Annotated in this window: 18 protein-coding genes; 13 read left to right on the plus strand and 5 right to left on the minus strand. The window is 66.3% G+C overall.

Annotated features, from left to right (window positions below):
* From DBV10_RS08260 to DBV10_RS08275, 4 genes are read left to right on the plus strand one after another with little or no spacing between them, the layout of a single operon-like run.
* On the plus strand, window positions 1-774 hold the full coding sequence (locus DBV10_RS08260) for an ABC transporter ATP-binding protein (RefSeq protein WP_124512450.1): 774 nt from the start codon (window positions 1-3) through the stop codon (window positions 772-774).
* Complete coding sequence (locus tag DBV10_RS08265; RefSeq protein ID WP_124512452.1) at window positions 767-1,495, plus strand: ABC transporter ATP-binding protein; 729 nt, start codon at window positions 767-769, stop codon at window positions 1,493-1,495. Before DBV10_RS08260 ends, DBV10_RS08265 begins: the two co-directional genes overlap by 8 nt.
* 8 nt (window positions 1,496-1,503) lie before the next feature.
* Window positions 1,504-2,481: a tripartite tricarboxylate transporter substrate binding protein gene (locus DBV10_RS08270; RefSeq protein ID WP_124512454.1), complete on the plus strand. Its 978-nt coding sequence runs from the start codon at window positions 1,504-1,506 to the stop codon at window positions 2,479-2,481.
* Between the two features lie 42 nt (window positions 2,482-2,523).
* Window positions 2,524-3,438, plus strand: a complete 915-nt coding sequence (locus tag DBV10_RS08275; protein ID WP_124512456.1) for an NAD(P)-dependent oxidoreductase — start codon at window positions 2,524-2,526, stop codon at window positions 3,436-3,438.
* 116 nt (window positions 3,439-3,554) lie between these two features.
* Here DBV10_RS08275 and DBV10_RS08280 read toward each other — a convergent pair whose 3' ends face one another.
* Window positions 3,555-4,520: a LysR substrate-binding domain-containing protein gene (locus DBV10_RS08280; protein WP_056067984.1), complete on the minus strand. Its 966-nt coding sequence runs from the start codon at window positions 4,518-4,520 to the stop codon at window positions 3,555-3,557.
* Between the two features lie 170 nt (window positions 4,521-4,690).
* Here DBV10_RS08280 and DBV10_RS08285 point away from each other — a divergent pair, with 170 nt between their 5' ends.
* The 8 genes from DBV10_RS08285 to DBV10_RS08320 all read left to right on the plus strand — a co-directional run bounded on the left by DBV10_RS08285 (window position 4,691) and on the right by DBV10_RS08320 (window position 11,573).
* Window positions 4,691-5,383, plus strand: a complete 693-nt coding sequence (locus tag DBV10_RS08285) for a substrate-binding domain-containing protein (protein ID WP_124512458.1) — start codon at window positions 4,691-4,693, stop codon at window positions 5,381-5,383.
* A 35-nt stretch (window positions 5,384-5,418) separates the two neighbouring features.
* Window positions 5,419-6,453 carry an amidohydrolase family protein gene (locus DBV10_RS08290; protein ID WP_124512460.1) on the plus strand — a complete coding sequence of 345 codons (1,035 nt, stop codon included), beginning with the start codon at window positions 5,419-5,421 and terminating at the stop codon, window positions 6,451-6,453.
* Between the two features lies 1 nt (window position 6,454).
* On the plus strand, window positions 6,455-7,138 hold the full coding sequence (ligK, locus tag DBV10_RS08295; protein ID WP_124512462.1) for a 4-carboxy-4-hydroxy-2-oxoadipate aldolase/oxaloacetate decarboxylase: 684 nt from the start codon (window positions 6,455-6,457) through the stop codon (window positions 7,136-7,138).
* A 95-nt stretch (window positions 7,139-7,233) separates the two neighbouring features.
* Window positions 7,234-8,244, plus strand: a complete 1,011-nt coding sequence (locus tag DBV10_RS08300; protein ID WP_124512464.1) for a tripartite tricarboxylate transporter substrate binding protein — start codon at window positions 7,234-7,236, stop codon at window positions 8,242-8,244.
* 35 nt (window positions 8,245-8,279) lie between these two features.
* Window positions 8,280-9,200 (plus strand): amidohydrolase family protein, encoded by a 921-nt coding sequence (locus DBV10_RS08305; RefSeq protein WP_124512466.1) that lies wholly within the window; start codon window positions 8,280-8,282, stop codon window positions 9,198-9,200.
* Between the two features lie 71 nt (window positions 9,201-9,271).
* Entirely contained in the window at window positions 9,272-9,712 is a 441-nt protein-coding gene (gene ligA, locus DBV10_RS08310; protein ID WP_124512468.1) for a protocatechuate 4,5-dioxygenase subunit alpha, read from the plus strand.
* 2 nt (window positions 9,713-9,714) lie between these two features.
* The gene (locus tag DBV10_RS08315) at window positions 9,715-10,605 is read left to right on the plus strand and encodes a class III extradiol dioxygenase subunit beta (RefSeq protein ID WP_124512470.1); all 891 of its coding nucleotides are present in this window, start codon (window positions 9,715-9,717) and stop codon (window positions 10,603-10,605) included.
* A gap of 14 nt (window positions 10,606-10,619) precedes the next feature.
* The gene (locus DBV10_RS08320) at window positions 10,620-11,573 is read left to right on the plus strand and encodes a Gfo/Idh/MocA family oxidoreductase (RefSeq protein WP_124512472.1); all 954 of its coding nucleotides are present in this window, start codon (window positions 10,620-10,622) and stop codon (window positions 11,571-11,573) included.
* A 104-nt stretch (window positions 11,574-11,677) separates the two neighbouring features.
* Here DBV10_RS08320 and DBV10_RS08325 read toward each other — a convergent pair whose 3' ends face one another.
* The 4 genes from DBV10_RS08325 to DBV10_RS08340 all read right to left on the minus strand — a co-directional run bounded on the left by DBV10_RS08325 (window position 11,678) and on the right by DBV10_RS08340 (window position 15,250).
* Window positions 11,678-12,484, minus strand: a complete 807-nt coding sequence (locus tag DBV10_RS08325) for an alpha/beta fold hydrolase (protein WP_124512474.1) — start codon at window positions 12,482-12,484, stop codon at window positions 11,678-11,680.
* Window positions 12,485-12,581: 97 nt separating this feature from the next.
* Window positions 12,582-12,875, minus strand: a complete 294-nt coding sequence (locus tag DBV10_RS08330) for a GYD domain-containing protein (RefSeq protein WP_124512476.1) — start codon at window positions 12,873-12,875, stop codon at window positions 12,582-12,584.
* Between the two features lie 390 nt (window positions 12,876-13,265).
* Entirely contained in the window at window positions 13,266-13,868 is a 603-nt protein-coding gene (locus DBV10_RS08335) for an ATP-dependent Clp protease proteolytic subunit (protein ID WP_124512478.1), read from the minus strand.
* A gap of 65 nt (window positions 13,869-13,933) precedes the next feature.
* Window positions 13,934-15,250: a flavin-dependent oxidoreductase gene (locus DBV10_RS08340; protein ID WP_124512480.1), complete on the minus strand. Its 1,317-nt coding sequence runs from the start codon at window positions 15,248-15,250 to the stop codon at window positions 13,934-13,936.
* Between the two features lie 343 nt (window positions 15,251-15,593).
* On the opposite strand from DBV10_RS08340, the gene DBV10_RS08345 reads away from it, so the two are divergent.
* The gene (locus tag DBV10_RS08345; RefSeq protein ID WP_124512482.1) at window positions 15,594-15,971 is read left to right on the plus strand and encodes a hypothetical protein; all 378 of its coding nucleotides are present in this window, start codon (window positions 15,594-15,596) and stop codon (window positions 15,969-15,971) included.
* Window positions 15,972-15,994: the final 23 nt, after the last annotated feature.

Genomic DNA, 15,994 nt, shown 5'->3' on the forward strand with positions numbered 1-15,994 from the left:
ATGAACACCACCACCTCCAACACCGTGCTCTCGGCCCAGGGCCTGGTCAAGCGTTTTGGCGGCATCACCGCCACCAACAACGTCACGCTGAACCTGCAAAAGGGCGCACGCCATGCGCTCATCGGCCCCAACGGCGCGGGCAAGACCACGCTTATCAACCTGCTGACTGGTGTGCTGGAACCCACCGAAGGCTCCATCACGCTCGAAGGCCAGGACATCACGCGCCTGGCGCGGCACCAGCGTGTGCAGCGCGGCATGGTGCGTACGTTCCAGATCAACCAGCTGTTCGACACCCTCACGCCGCTGGAGACACTGGCGCTCACCGTGTCGCAGCAGCAGGGCCTGGGCGGCAAATGGTGGCAGCCGCTGGGTGCGCGCAAGGCTGTCACCGAGCGCTGCGAGCAATTGCTGGAGCAGTTCCACCTCACCTCGGTGATGGCCGAGGAAACGCGCGTGCTGGCCTACGGCAAGCGCCGCCTGCTGGAGATCGCGATTGCGCTGGCCTGCGAGCCCCGCGTGCTGCTGCTCGACGAACCCGTGGCCGGTGTGCCTGCGGGCGAGCGTGAGGAACTGCTGCAGACCGTGGCGGCCCTGCCCGCCGATGTCTCGGTGCTTTTGATCGAACACGATATGGACCTGGTTTTCAGCTTCGCCAACCGCATGACGGTGCTGGTCAATGGCACGGTACTGACCGAGGGGGACCCGGACACCATTGCCAACGACGCGCAGGTGAAGGCCGTGTACCTCGGCCATGGGGAGGACGCCCATGTCTGAAGCACTGTTGCGCATTGAGGGCTTGAGCGCAGGCTATGGCGAAGCCGTGGTGCTGCAAGGCGTGTCACTGGCCCTGCCCGAAGGCGACACGCTGGCCCTGCTGGGCCGCAACGGCACGGGCAAGACCACGCTCATCAACACGTTGGCCGGGGCCACGCGCCAGCACGCGGGCAGCGTGACCCTGGGCGGCATTGCGCTGCACAAGTTGGCGTCGCACGAACGTGCGGCCGCCGGCATCGGCTGGGTGCCGCAGGAGCGCAACATCTTCAAGTCGCTCACCGTGCACGAGAACCTCACGGCCGTGGCACGCCCGGGCCGCAAGGGCTCGGCCGCACGGCAGTGGACGCCCGAGCGCGTGTACGAAATGTTCCCGCGCCTGGCCGAGCGCAAGACCAACCTGGGCACGCAGCTTTCCGGTGGCGAGCAGCAGATGCTGGCCGTGGGCCGCGCGCTGGTGCTCAACCCACGCCTGCTGCTGCTCGACGAGCCGCTCGAAGGCCTGGCACCCATCATCGTGGAAGAGCTGCTGCGCGCCATCCGCCGCATCACGCGCGAAGAGGGCCTGTCGGCCATCATCGTAGAGCAGCATCCGCAGGCCATCCTGGCCATCTCGGACCACGCCGCCGTGCTGGACCGGGGCACGGTGGTGCACACCGGCAGCGCTGCCGAGCTGAGCGCCCAGCCCGAGCTGCTGGACCGCCTGCTGGGCGTGGCACGGTAGCGCGCGCCATGCAAGCCGTGCACCGCAGAACCCTCCTGGCCTGGCTGGCAGCGTCGTTCAGCGGTGCTGCCAGTGCGCAAACGGCCTTTCCCTCGCGCCCGCTGCGCATCGTCGTGCCCAATGCGGCGGGCGGTGCGGCCGACATCACGGCGCGCACCGTGGGCCAGAAGATCGCAGGCCCGCTGGGGCACAGCGTGGTCATCGAGAACAAGCCCAGCGCCGGCGGCGTGGTAGCGGGCGACCTGGTGGCGCGGGCTGAGCCCGACGGCCACACGCTGCTGCTGGTGAGCAGCGGCACGGCGGTGAGTGCCGCACTGTTCCAGTCGCTGCCGTTCGACACACTCAGGGACTTTGCGCCCGTCTCGCTGCTGGCCACGTTTGATCTGGCCGTGGTGGTGAAGGAGGGCGGGCGCTTTCGCACTTTGGCCGACCTGCTCACGTATGCGCGGGCCCATCCAGGCAAGCTCAATATCGGCACGCCGCAGATCGGCACCACACAGAACCTGGCCGCCGAGCTGTTCAAGGTGACGGCGGGCATCGACGCGCAGGTGGTGCCTTTCAACGGCACGCCGCCCGTCATCACGGCGGTGCGTGGGGGCGAGGTGGATGTGATGATCGACATCCTGGGCGGCCTCATGCCGCAGATCGGCGCCAAGGCCCTGCGTCCGCTGGCCGTGATGGGCGCTCAGCGGGCGCCGCAGGTGCCCGACGTGCCCACGGTGCGCGAAAGCGGCGGGCCACTGGCGGGCTTCAACGTCACGTCGTGGAACGGCCTGGCCGTGCCCGCCAAGACACCTGCTGCCGTGGTGGAGCGTCTATCGCGCGAAGTGCAGACCGCACTGGCCCAGCCCGATGTGAAAAAGCGCCTGCTGGAACTGAACCTCAATGCCCAGGGCAGCACCCCCGCGCAACTGGGCGAGCACCTGGCGGCCGATGTGCGCCGCTGGAGCGACGTGATCGCCCGGGCCAAGATCGCGCGGCAGTGACGGTTGCTGCGCTTCGGCTTTTGTGACCGAAAGGCAAATCGGATGGACATCACACACATTGGCTTGGTGGGCTATGGCGAGGTGGGCAAGATCTTCAGTACGGGCCTGCGGGTTCAGCCCGGCGTGGCCTCTGTCGCCGTGTGGGACCTGAAGCTGGCCGATGCCGCGCACCGCGATGTATTGCAGCAGCACGCCGCGCTGGCGGGTGTGGTGGCCGTGGATGGGATGCGGGCGCTGTGTGTGCGCTGCGGTTGCATCATCTCGGCCGTCACCGCATCGAACACGCTGGCCGTGGCGCAGGAGGCCGCGCAGCACATCCGCCCCGGCACCCTGTTCCTGGACCTCAACTCCGCATCGCCCGGCACCAAGCAGCAAGCCGCTGCGCTCATCGAGGCGCGGGGTGCGCACTATGTCGAGGCGGGCGTGATGACCTCGGTGCCTCCCTACGGCATCCGCGTGCCCATGCTGCTGGGCGGCGCGCAGGCCGCTGCACTGGCCGCTGTGCTGACCGGCTGGGGCATGGATGCCAAACCCGTGAGCGAGCAACTGGGCGTGGCCAGTGCCATCAAGATGTGCCGCAGCATCATGATCAAAGGCCTCGAAGCCCTGGTGATCGAGAGCTACGCCACGGCCCGCCACTACGGCGTGGAAGACCATGTGCTGCCCACGCTGGCCGAAACCTTTCCGTCCATCAACTGGCACGAACAGGGCCGCTACTTTTTCAGCCGCGTGGTGCAGCACGGCCAGCGCCGCGCCGAAGAGATGCGCGAGTCCGCCCACACGGTGCACGAGGCCGGCATGGAACCGCTGATGGCCTCGGCCATCGCCGCCAAGCAGCAGTGGGTGGCCGACTTGGCGCGCGAAGGCGTCTTTCACGGCCTGCCCAAAGACGCGCGCTGGCAGGACTATGCGGACCGGGTGCTGGGCAGTGTGCCCACCACGCGCGAGAAGAGCTGATCCTGTGAATCGCTATTGGCCCATGAAACTGACGCGGCCGAATGCCAGGGACGCCGAGCAAGGGCCGCCCCGCAGTGAGGGCGTCGTCCCCCCTCGGGGGGAAGGCGCGCAGCGCCTCAGGGGGGGCTTCTGTACAACGCCTGCAGCGTCGTCCGAATCAGCTCCGCCATCGCCTGCTGCGTGAGCGTGGCCGGGCGTTGCGAGCTGACGGCCATGAACAGCTTGCTGCGCAGGCGGGTGCTGCCGCCTTCCTCCTCGCCATCCCCATCGCTGCCCGCGCCGTGGATGGGCCGGGTGCTGAACACTTCCGATTTGCCCGACGTGGTGACCGCATTCATGGGCAGCACCGCACAGCCCGCGCCATCGGCCACCAAGTCCAGGATGGCCGCCACGCCATCGATCTCCAGGCTGATCTGCGGGCGCTTGCCGCGTGCGGCCAGTTCCGATTCGACCAGCATGCGGATCGAGTTGGGGCGGGTGGGGATCACCAGCGGAAAGCGCGGCAGCTCATCCAGCGGCAGGGGTGTGCGGGCCAGGGCATCGGCCTCCGCCTCGCTCTGGCCTGGGGCGCGGCGCTGCACCAGAAACAGGTCTTCCTCCAGCAGCGCCGTGGTCTCGATGCCCGGCGCGGGCGTGGTGTTGTACAGCAGTGCGATGTCGAGCAGGCCGGTGGTCAGCGATTCGCGCATGGCCACCGACAGGCCCTCGCTGATGGCCAGCGCCGCGTCGGGCATCTTCACGCGGAAGGCGCGCGTCAGCGGCACCGTCAGCACCTTGGCAATGCTGGGCGGCAGGCCGATGGCCACACGCCCGGCCAGGGCACCGCGCACGCGGCCCAGCTCCTCGCGCGCGCGCTCGACCTGGTGCAGGATGCCGCGCCCGTGCTCCAGCAGCAGCTTGCCCGCCTCGGTGGGCGTGGCGCCCCGGCCATTGCGCACCAGCAGGTTCTGGCGCAGCTCCACCTCCAGCAGGCGCACCTGGCGGCTCAGTGCGGGCTGGGCAATGTCCAGCACCACCGAGGCGCGGGTGAAGCTGCCCAGCTCGGCCACGCGCACAAAGTATTCGATCTGCTTGAGGTCCATACGCAAGGCTCTCTGCTATTTGCAATAGCTGTGGGTCAACGATCACGGAATGATATATCTGGTAGTGCCGGTGCCGCCTTCATGTTTGGGCCGCCGCTGCCCACAATCGGCGGCATGTATACAACTGCACGCACCGCCTGGGCCACCCGCAGCCCGGCAGGAGACAACGCATGACGGCGCCTGTGATCCGAGGCATTTCTTCCATGGCCACGCGCCAGGTGCTGGCCGACCTGGTGGCCGGTTTTGCGCAGCAGTCGGGCACGCAGGCCGCCATCGAATCGGTGGGCGGTGTCGACGCTGCCAAACGCGTGGCGGCTGGTGAGGCCTTTGACGTGGTGATCCTCGCCTCCGACGCCATCGACAAGCTTTTGGCTGCGGGCCACCTGCTGCCCGGCAGCAAGGTGGACTGGGTGCACTCCGGCGTGGCCGTGGCCGTGCCTGCCGGCGCGCCGCTGCCCGATCTGTCCAGCGAAGACGCGGTGCGCCAGGCCGTGTTGGCAGCGCCCAGCATCAGCCTGTCCACGGGCCCCAGCGGCGTGGCGCTGGCCAAGCTGTTCGAGCGCTGGGGCATTGCCGATCAGATCGCCCCGCGCATGGTGCAGGCGCCCCCCGGCGTGCCCGTGGGTTCGCTGGTGGCCAAGGGCGAGGTGGCGCTGGGCTTTCAGCAACTGAGTGAGCTGCTGCATGTGCAGGGCATCCAGATCGTGGGCCCGCTGCCACCGGCCATCCAGATCACCACCACGTTTTCAGCGGGCGTCGGCGTGCATTCGCAACAGGTGGAAGCAGCACGTGCGTTGCTGGCTTACCTGGCTTCTCCCGCTGCGGCGGACGCCAAGCAAAAGCAGGGCATGACCCCTGCCTGACCGATCACAAGAACACCTTCCAGGAGCACCCAAAAATGAGCCTCATCATCGACTGCCACGGCCACTACACCACGGCCCCCAAGGCGCTGGAGAACTGGCGCAATGCGCAGATCGCCGGCATCAAGGACCCTGCCCAGATGCCCAAGGTGGCAGACCTGCAGATCAGTGACGACGAGCTGCGCGAGTCCATCGAGACCAACCAACTCAAGCTGATGAAGGAGCGCGGCAGCGACATCACGCTGTTCAGCCCGCGCGCCAGCTTCATGGCCCACCACATTGGCGACTTCAATGTGTCCAGCACCTGGGCCGCCATCTGCAACGAGCTGTGCTTTCGCGTCTCCACGCTGTTCCCCGACCACTTTGTGCCCGTGGCCATGCTGCCGCAAAGCCCCGGTGTCGATCCGGCCACCTGCATCCCCGAGCTGGAAAAGTGCGTGCACGAATACGGCGCGGTGGGCATCAACCTGAACCCCGATCCCTCGGGCGGGCACTGGACCAGCCCCCCGCTGACCGACAAGCACTGGTATCCCATCTACGAAAAGATGGTGGAGTACGACCTGCCCGCCATGATCCACGTGAGCACCAGCTGCAACGCGTGTTTTCACACCACCGGCGCGCATTACCTGAACGCCGACACCACGGCCTTCATGCAGCTCATCCAGGGCGATCTGTTCAAGGACTTCCCCACGCTCAAGTTTTTGATCCCGCACGGCGGCGGCGCGGTGCCTTACCACTGGGGCCGGTTCCGGGGCCTGGCGCAAGAGATGAAGAAGCCGCTGCTCGACGAGCACCTGATGAACAACGTGTTCTTCGACACCTGCGTGTACCACCAGCCCGGCATCGACCTGCTGAACACCGTGATCCCGGTGAAGAACGTGCTGTTTGCCAGCGAAATGATCGGCGCGGTGCGGGGCATTGACCCCACCACCGGCAACTACTACGACGACACCAAGCGCTACATCGAGGCCTCCACCCTCCTGAGTGCCGACGACAAGCACCAGATCTACGAAGCCAACACGCGCCGCGTGTTCTCCCGACTCGATTCACGCCTGAAGGCAAAGGGGCTCTGACATGTTTGAACTTGGCGTTGTCTACCGCAATATCACCCGCGCTGACCGCGCAGCCGCCGACGGACTGGCCGCCCTGGGCTCGGCTACTGTGCACGAGGCCATGGGCCGCGTGGGCCTGCTCAAGCCTTACATGCGCCCCATCTACAGCGGCCAGCAGGTCAGTGGCACGGCCGTCACCGTGCTGCTGCAGCCTGGTGACAACTGGATGATGCATGTGGCGGCCGAGCAGATCCAGCCCGGCGACATTGTGGTGGCGGCCGTCACCTCGGAGTGCACGGACGGCTACTTTGGCGACCTGCTGGCCACGTCCTTCCAGGCCCGGGGCGCGCGCGCGCTCATCATCGACGCCGGTGTGCGCGACGTGAAGACGCTGCAGGAGATGAACTTCCCCGTCTGGAGCCGCGCGATCAGCAGCAAGGGCACCATCAAGGCCACGCTGGGCTCGGTCAACATCCCTGTGGTGTGCGCCGGTGCGCTGGTCACGCCGGGTGACGTGATCGTGGCCGACGACGACGGTGTGGTCTGTGTGCCCGCCGCCCGCGCGGCCGAGACGCTGGCCGCCGCGCAAAAGCGCGAGAGCTTCGAGGGCGAGAAGCGCGCCAAGCTCGCCAGCGGCGTGCTGGGCCTGGACATGTACAACATGCGCCCCGGCCTGGAGAAGGCGGGCCTCCGGTACATCGACTGATTCTGCCTTTCTGTCTTTTGAGATTTTTTGGCTGCAGGGCGCTCCAGATGTGCCATTGCAGCTATGCAAACAATAGCAAATCGTTTTCCGTTTCCATGCGTTCCTCTTTTTCTCCCTCTCCCGTCTCTCTGCACCGTCGCGCGGGCTTGGCCCTGGGCCTGGCCGCAGCCCTGGGCTGTGCGCCCCAGCTTGCGTCGGCGCAGGCGTTTCCGTCCAAGCCCGTGCGCATCATCACGCCCTTCCCCGTGGGCGGTGGCCCGGACGGCGTGGCCCGCCTCGTGGCCGAAAAACTCGGCCGCGCCTGGGGCCAGCCCGTGGTGGTCGAGAACCGCCCCGGCGGCAACGGCTTCATCGCCATCGATGCCTTCAAGCGCGGCGCCAAGGACGGGCATGACCTGATCGTGCTCGACAACGTGCACCTGGCCGCCTACCCCAGCCTGTTCAAGAAGTTGCCGTACGACACGGCCAAGGACTTCGACACGCTGCTGCCGCTGTTCAAGACCTATTTCTTCTTCACCGTGGCCGCCAACAGCAAATACAAAACCGTGGGCGACATCGTGGCCGACGCCAAGGCCCACCCCGGCAAGCTCAACTACGGCTCCTGGTCCATCGGCAACCCGGTGCACCTGGGCTCCGAGCTGTTCGAAAGCGCCACCGGCACGCAGATGGAGCATGTGCTCTACAAAGAGACCACGCAGCTCTACACCTCGGTCTCCACCGGCGAGCTGTCGTTTGCGCTGGGCAGCGCGGCCACGGCCGGGCCGCTGCAGCGCGCGGGCAAGCTGCGCTTTCTGGCCGTCACCGCACCGCAGCGCCTGGCCAGTTTCCCGGACGTGCCCACCGTGGGCGAATCGGGTGGCCCCAAGGGCTTCGAGGTGACCGGCTGGAACGCCATCGCCGTGCCGCCCGGCCTGCCCGCTGCCGTGACCGACAAGATCCGCAAGGACATCGAGCAGGCCCTGTCCGGCGCTGATGTGCAGGAGAAGTTCAAGAGCTTTGGCTACGAGCCCTTCCCCACCACGCGCGCGCAGTTCGCCCAGTTCGTCAAGGACGAGGGCCAGCGTTTTGGCGAGGTGATCAAGAAGGCCAACGTGTCCCTCGACTGACCCGCGCCACCCCCAGCAACCAAGGACCCACGCCCATGAGCGAATTCACCAAGACCCCTGGCTGGCTCGACTGGTACGCCGGCCCCAGCCAACCCCGCTTTCAGGTGCCTGCCGGTGCCGTGGACGCCCACTGCCACGTGTTCGGCCCCGGGGCAGAGTTCCCCTACGCGCCCGAGCGCAAGTACACACCCTGCGATGCGAGCAAGGCGCAGCTCTATGCCCTGCGCGACCACCTGGGCTTTGCGCGCAACGTGGTGGTGCAGGCCACCTGCCACGGTGCGGACAACCGCGCCATGGTGGATGCACTGGTGCACTCCGGCGGCAAGGCACGGGGTGTGGCCACCGTCAAGCGCTCGGTCACCGACGAGGAACTGCAGGCCATGCACGACGCCGGTGTGCGCGGCGTGCGCTTCAACTTCGTCAAGCGCCTGGTGGACTTCACGCCCAAGGACGAACTGATGGAGATTGCCGCGCGCATCGCCAAGCTCGGCTGGCACGTGGTGATCTACTTCGAGGCGGTGGACCTGCCCGAGCTGTGGGACTTCTTCACCGCACTGCCCACCACCGTGGTGGTGGACCACATGGGTCGCCCCGATGTGAGCAAGCCGGTGGACGGCCCCGAGTTCGAACTGTTCCTGAAGTTCATGCGCCAGCACCCCAATGTGTGGAGCAAGGTGAGCTGCCCCGAGCGCCTGTCGGTCGCCGGCCCCAAGGCGCTGAACGGCGAGCAGAATGCCTACACCGACGTGATCCCGTTCGCGCGCAAAGTGGTACAAGAGTTCCCCGACCGCGTGCTCTGGGGTACCGACTGGCCGCACCCCAACCTCAAGGACCACATGCCCGATGACGGCCTGCTGGTGGACTTCATTCCGCACATCGCGGTGACGCCCGAGCAGCAACAAAAGCTGCTGGTGGACAACCCCATGCGCCTGTACTGGCCGGAAGAAGTCAAGTAAACCCACCCGTTCGGCCTGAGCCTGTCGAAGGCAAGCCCAGGTTCGGCCCGAACGGTACACAGGAGCACACCATGTCACTCGACAAACCCTACCTGGACGTGCCCGGCACGACCATCTTCGATGCGGAGCAAAGCCGCAAGGGCTACTGGCTCAACCAGTTCTGCATGAGCCTCATGAAGGCCGACAACCGCGAGCGCTTCAAGGCCGACGAGCGCGCTTACCTGGACGCATGGGCGATGACCGAAGAGCAGAAGCAGGCCGTGCTGGCGCGCGACCTCAACTGGTGCATCCGCCTGGGCGGCAACATCTACTTTCTGGCCAAGATCGGCGCCACCGATGGCAAGAGTTTTCAGCAGATGGCCGGCAGCATGACCGGCATGACCGAAGAGGAATACCGCAACATGATGATCAACGGCGGCCGCTCGGCCAACGGCAACCGCGTGATCGGCGAAGACGGCGACGCACAGGCACACCGCCAGCCACAAGGCGCTGCCGGCAAGAAAGGGAACTGACCATGGCCAAGATCACCGCCTCCGTGTTCACGTCGCATGTGCCTGCCATTGGCGCCGCGCTGGATTTGGGCAAGACGCAGGAAGACTACTGGAAGCCGCTGTTCGCGGGCTACGACTTCTCCAAGCAATGGATGAAGGACAACAAGCCCGACGTGATCTTCCTGGTCTACAACGACCACGCCACGGCCTTCAGCCTGGAGATGATCCCCACGTTCGCTATCGGTACGGCAGCGCAGTTCCAGCCCGCCGACGAGGGCTGGGGCCCCCGTCCCGTGCCCGTGGTGCAGGGCCACCCGGACCTGGCCGCGCACATTGCGCAGTCGGTCATCCAGCAGGACTTTGACCTCACCATCGTCAACAAGATGGACGTGGACCACGGCCTCACCGTGCCGCTGTCGCTGATGTGCGGCCAGCAAGACCCGAAGACGGGCGCCTGGCCCTGCCCGGTGATCCCGTTCGCCGTCAACGTGGTGCAGTACCCGGTGCCCAGCGGCCGCCGCTGCTACAACCTGGGCCAGGCCATCCGCAAGGCCGTGGAGAGCTACGACGAAGACCTGAACGTGCACATCTGGGGCACGGGCGGCATGAGCCACCAGCTGCAGGGCCCGCGCGCAGGCCTCATCAACAAAGAGTTTGACAACGCCTTCCTCGACAAGCTCATCCACGACCCCGAGGCCGCCGCCAGCATCCCGCACATCGACTATGTGCGCGAGGCGGGCAGCGAAGGCATCGAACTGGTGATGTGGCTCATCGCGCGGGGGGCGATGTCCGATGTTGCGCGTGGCGCAACGGCCGACGTGGCCGGCGGCAAGTCACCCAAGCTGGCGCACCGCTTCTACCATGTGCCCGCGTCCAACACCGCCGTGGGCCACCTGATTCTTGAGAACACCTGAAAGGACCACACACCATGACCATCAAAGTCGCACTCGCGGGCGCTGGCGCCTTCGGCATCAAGCACCTGGACGGCATCAAGAACATCGACGGCGTTGAAGTCGTCTCCCTCATCAGCCGCGACCTGGCCAAGACCCAGGAAGTGGCCGACAAGTACGGCATCCGGCATGTCACCACCGACCTGAAGGACAGCCTGGCCATCAAGGAAGTGGATGCCGTGATTCTGTGCACGCCCACGCAGATGCACGCCAGCCAGTCCATCGCCTGCATGGAAGCGGGCAAGCATGTGCAGGTCGAGATCCCGCTGTGCGACATCCTTGCCGAAGGCCAGGCGGTGGTGGACTTGCAAAAGCAGACCGACCTGGTGGCCATGTGTGGCCACACGCGCCGCTTCAACCCCAGCCACCAGTACGTGCACAAAAAAATCACAGCGGGCGAGTTCAATATCCAGCAGATGGATGTGCAGACCTACTTCTTCCGCCGCACCAACATGAACGCGCTGGGCCAGGCCCGCAGCTGGACGGACCACCTGCTGTGGCACCACGCCGCCCACACGGTGGACCTGTTCGCCTACCAGGCGGGTAGCCCTGTCGTCAAAGCCAACGCCATCCAGGGCCCCATCCACAAGGACCTGGGCATTGCCATGGACATGAGCATCCAGCTCCAGGCCGCCAATGGGGCGATCTGCACGCTGTCGCTCTCGTTCAACAACGACGGCCCGCTGGGCACCTTCTTCCGCTACATCGGCGACACGGCGACCTACATCGCGCGTTACGACGACCTGTTCAACGGCAAGGAAGAGAAGATTGACGTGAGCCAGGTCGATGTGAGCATGAACGGCATCGAGCTGCAGGACCGCGAGTTCTTCGCCGCCATCCGCGAGGGCCGTGAGCCCAACGCCAGCGTGGCCCAGGTGCTGCCGTGCTACCAGGTGCTGCACGGGCTGGAGCGGCAGCTCAACGCGGGATGATCCCCGTGTAAAAGGCCTCTGGCGTTGAAGGGGTTGCGCGGGCAGCTATCAAAACGGTAGCTTCCCGTTGTCTTTTGGGGCGGGGGTATGGTGGCCGCCCGCCGTCACCGATCCAGCGATGAGACCCGCTGTTCGATTCCGCGGGTCAGCTCGGCAGCGTGGGTGGTGACCATGAAATGGTTGGCCCCCTCCAGCATCTGGAGCTGCGCGTGGGGCAGGGTGTCCACCAGCAATTGATTGCATCGCTGCATGGCCGGGTGGCTGTGGCTCCCGCAGACCACCCAGGTGGGGGTGTTCACGCTTGCAATGTCTGCCGGGGTAGGGGCCTGCGCATCCCCCGTTTGCCAGTCCAGGATGTTGGTGGCGGTCATTGCCATCACTTTGTCCTGCACCGCAGGCGGGTAGGCCGCAAAAGCGCCTGGGCCGCCATAGAAGTCGATCACATGCTGCACCGCCCGTGGGTCGCCGTGCTCCCAGGCGGCCATGTAGGTGTCCGTGATGGCGCGCACCTGGCGGCTGAGGGCCCTGTCGCCGGCCTGGTTCAGCAGGTAGAAGACGGTGGGCTCCAGCAGCGTCATGCTCAGAAAGGCCGGTTGGCGGTGCATGGCCAGCGACAGCGCAACGCAGGCGCCAAAAGAATGCGCGACCAGGTGCACAGGCGCCTGGATGCGCGCCAGAACGGTGTCGAGCGCATCCATTTCTTGCTGCATCCAGGCGCTGCCTGGCGTGCGGCGCTCCTGGGTTTTTCCATAGCCCAGGAGGCTGGTGGCAATGGTGCGGTAGCGCTCGGAAAGCGGCGCAGAGATGCTGCGCCACGAGGCGCCGGTGGAGAATGAGCCCGGCACAAACAGCAGCACACTGCCGCTGCCGCTTTCCTGGTATTCAACATCCCCCAGGGCATGCGTGATCATGTCGGCACCTCCTCCGTCTTGCGGGCAACGACCCACGCAGGTCTTGCGCGGGTGCGCTGGCCGTTGCCGGGTTCCAGCGCCATCGCGCAGCGCAGCGTTAACCCAGTTTGGACAGGATATGGTTCATCTCGTCGCGGTTGAAGGCCCGCAGTGTTTGCAGGCGCACATTGCCCGCAGAGGCAATGGCCAGACCAAATGCGGTGGCAGAGCTTTCGTCGGGCGCTTCAATGATGGAAATCAGATCGTACTGGCCCTGCGTCCAGTAGAGCTGGGTCATCTTGGAGCCGAATTTGGACGCGGCCTCCCGGACCATGTCCGCGCGCTTGGTGCTTTCCTTGATGGACCGAATGCCTTGGTCGGTGAACGTGCAGAGTGAAATGTACGTAACCATGGTGCTTCCTTTCGACAGGTACAAAAGGGGCCTTCACGGGTGGGCATTTGGCGCTGACCCCCAGAGCGTCAAAAAGCGGAAATGGGCATCGGATTCCGGTCTGAAAATTCCGTGTGTGTTGCTTGTTCTGCGGAGTTCGAACGGCGCAGGTTACGCCGCACCTGTGCCGGCGTCAATCTCCGGGGTGGTGCCGATCTTCTTGGAGAGGCGAGCCCCTTGGGGCCGTTGTGGGGGGCGCCCCGGATAGATGCCAGGGCTGCTTTGCAACGCGTATCCCACCGCGACGGGAGCCCGCGCAGCAACGCATGGCCACAAGGCGCGGCGTGCCGATGAATGGGCGGCTCATGCGCCACGGTTCAGAAGGCCCGCAAACGCCGCGAACCTGCCGCCTCAGCCCTCTCTCAGCTGCGCCTTGTGCTCAATGATCCGCGACACCAGGCCATAGTCCACCGCCTCCTCGGCCGATAGGCAGTGGTCGCGCTCAATGTCGGCCAGCACCACCTCCAGTGGCTTGCCGGTCTGGCGGGCAATGGTGCGTGCAATGCGTTCGCGGGCCTTCACGATCTCGCGCGCCTGGATGGCGATGTCGCTGGCAGGGCCGCCCGCACCGCCGCTGGGCTGATGGATCAGAAAGCGGGTGTTGGGCAGGCAGAACCGCCGCTCGCGCGGCGCCGCCAGGTACAGGTGCGTGGCCGCGCTGCCCACCCAGCCGGTGCCGATCATGTTCACCGGCGCGGTGATGAAGCGCACCAGGTCGTGCAGGGTGTCGCCCGACTCCAGGTGCCCGCCGGGCGAGCTCACCAGCATGTCGATGGGCTCGGCACTGTCAGCGTCCAGCGCAATCAGCCGCCGCGCCACATCGGCGGCCAGGGTGTCGGTGATGGTGCCGAAGACCAGCAGGGTGCGGGCCTTGAAGGCTTTTTCTTCCAGGTACGACGTGCGCGGGTCGGTGCCGTGGGCGGAAGGAGGTGTGGTGGTGTCCGGCGTGTCCATGGGGCCAAGTCCTTGAGAGTGGTAGGACTGCCTTGACGAACGGGACGCGCCGGGCGTGACATCCCTCAGCCCATCGCCACACGCTGCCCCGGCGCGATGGTGGGCGGTGCCGCATTCAGTGTCTCGATCGCAAAGCCCGCCGCTGCTTTGTAGCGGGCCATGAAGCCCTCGCGCTCTTCGCGCGGCAGCACGTCATCGATGCGGTCGAAGACCCCGCCGCAGCGCTCGTCCACCAGCCCCAGCAGGCCAAACGGCCCAGACCCCCGGTTGCGCAGCACCAGCGCCGAGATGTCCTTGCACAGCTTGTCGTCGTAGGCGCGCAGCGCCTGCGGGGCCACGCCATGGGCGATGAGCTGCGCCCCTAGCACGCGCGCATCCACGATGGCCTGGCTTGCGCCATTGGAGCCCACGGGGTACATCACATGCGCCGCATCGCCCAGCAGCGCCACGCGGCCGTCCACCCAGGTGGGCACCGGGTCACGGTCGATCATGGGGTACTCAAACACGTCCTTGGCGCCGCGCAGCATGGCGGGCACGTCCAGCCAGCTGTAGTTCCAGCCCTCGAAGTGGTGGATGAACTCCTCCAACGCCACGCGCCGGTTCCAGTCGCCTTGCTGCCAGCCGCCCTGGTTGTCCACCGTGATCTCGGCGATCCAGTTGATGGTGGCCAGGCCCGTGGCCGGGTCGGGCGGCGTGATGGGGTAGCACACCACGCGGTGCCGCAGCGAGCCCACGCCCACAAACGACGCCCCCGTGCGCACCGGCACCCCCGGCGTGGTGCCGCGCCACATGATGGCGCCGCCCCACTGGATGGGCGGCTGCGTGGGGTGCATCTGCGCCCGCACGGCCGAGTGCAGGCCATCGGCCGCAATCAGCAGCGAGCCGGCCACCTCTCGCCGCTCACCGTCGCGCGTCTCGATGATCGCGGTCGCGCCATCGGCCTCCTGCCGGTAGCCCACCACGCGCTGCCCCAGTTGCACGGCACCGTCGCCCAGGCGCTCTCGCACAGCGTTGAACAGCGTCATCTGCAGCTGCCCCCGGTGCACCGCATACTGCGGCCAGTGGTAGCCCGCCTGCAGGCCGCGTGGCTCGGCGTACACCTCGTTCCCGTTGCGGCCCACCAGCGCCCATTCGCGCGCCTGCAGGCCAATGGTGTCCAGCACCGCGTTGCCAAAGCCCAGGTCGTGCAGCTCGCGCACGGCATTGGGCTGCAGGTTGATGCCCACGCCCAGCGGCTGTAGCTCGGGCACCGATTCAAAGACGATGCAGGGCACGCCGATCTGGTGCAGGGTGAGGGCCGTGGCCATGCCACCGATGCCGCCGCCGGCGATCAGGACGGGGCGGGGGGAAGAGGTGTGGGAAGTGGTAAGTGCGCCAGACATGCCGGGATTGTCCATGCAATGGCGGGCGGGGCTTGTCGCGGATGCCGCAGGCGAATGCAGCGGATGGTGGGTGCTGATCTCGTCAACCTGCCCAAGGAGGCGGACCTCTGCGCCACGTCTGCGCCGCATGCCAGCCCCTTCTTTGGCCATCTCGGGCAGCGCTATCATGTCGCTTCCCGGAGGGCGGTTCACACACGCACTGGCCAAGCGCTGAAACCGTCGCTGTCTCCTGGGGTGGGTTGCCGCTGGTCACTGGCCACTGGCCGATGCGCAGTGGACTGATGAGTCGGCGCTTGTGAGACGCCGAAAAGGTATGCGAGCTCTCTTCCAGATTCTCCAGCCCATGTCAGGCGCCTTGCCAACCCTGCTTCTGGCACTGCCATTCGCAGCAGTCGCTTCTGCCGTCTTCTTTCGGCTGCGGCGCGACCGAAGTGCATCTCTCTGGGCGCTCGCGCTGGTGGCCTGTCTGGGCGTCTCGCTTCTGTGCGCGGTTGGATTCGCCTTCATCGTTGGCGCTTCCGCGCGGCATGGCGGTCCCCAAGACATGTCCTTCGCGCTGGCGGCGAAGGCCCTCATGGAGACGGTGTTTGATGGCGAGAAAATTTCGCGCCCGGTTTCAAGCCCCATCGCGCAGGTGGCCTACCTCATTGCATTGCTTTCCTACGTCTTGCTCGCCGTTGTTTGGCTGTTCCATGTTGTGCGACGCAGAGGTCGCCCATGACTTGGCAAATGGCGGCTAACCCT

Origin of the sequence: Acidovorax sp. FJL06 (assembly GCF_003852545.1) — a bacterium.
Lineage (GTDB): Bacteria > Pseudomonadota > Gammaproteobacteria > Burkholderiales > Burkholderiaceae_C > Acidovorax.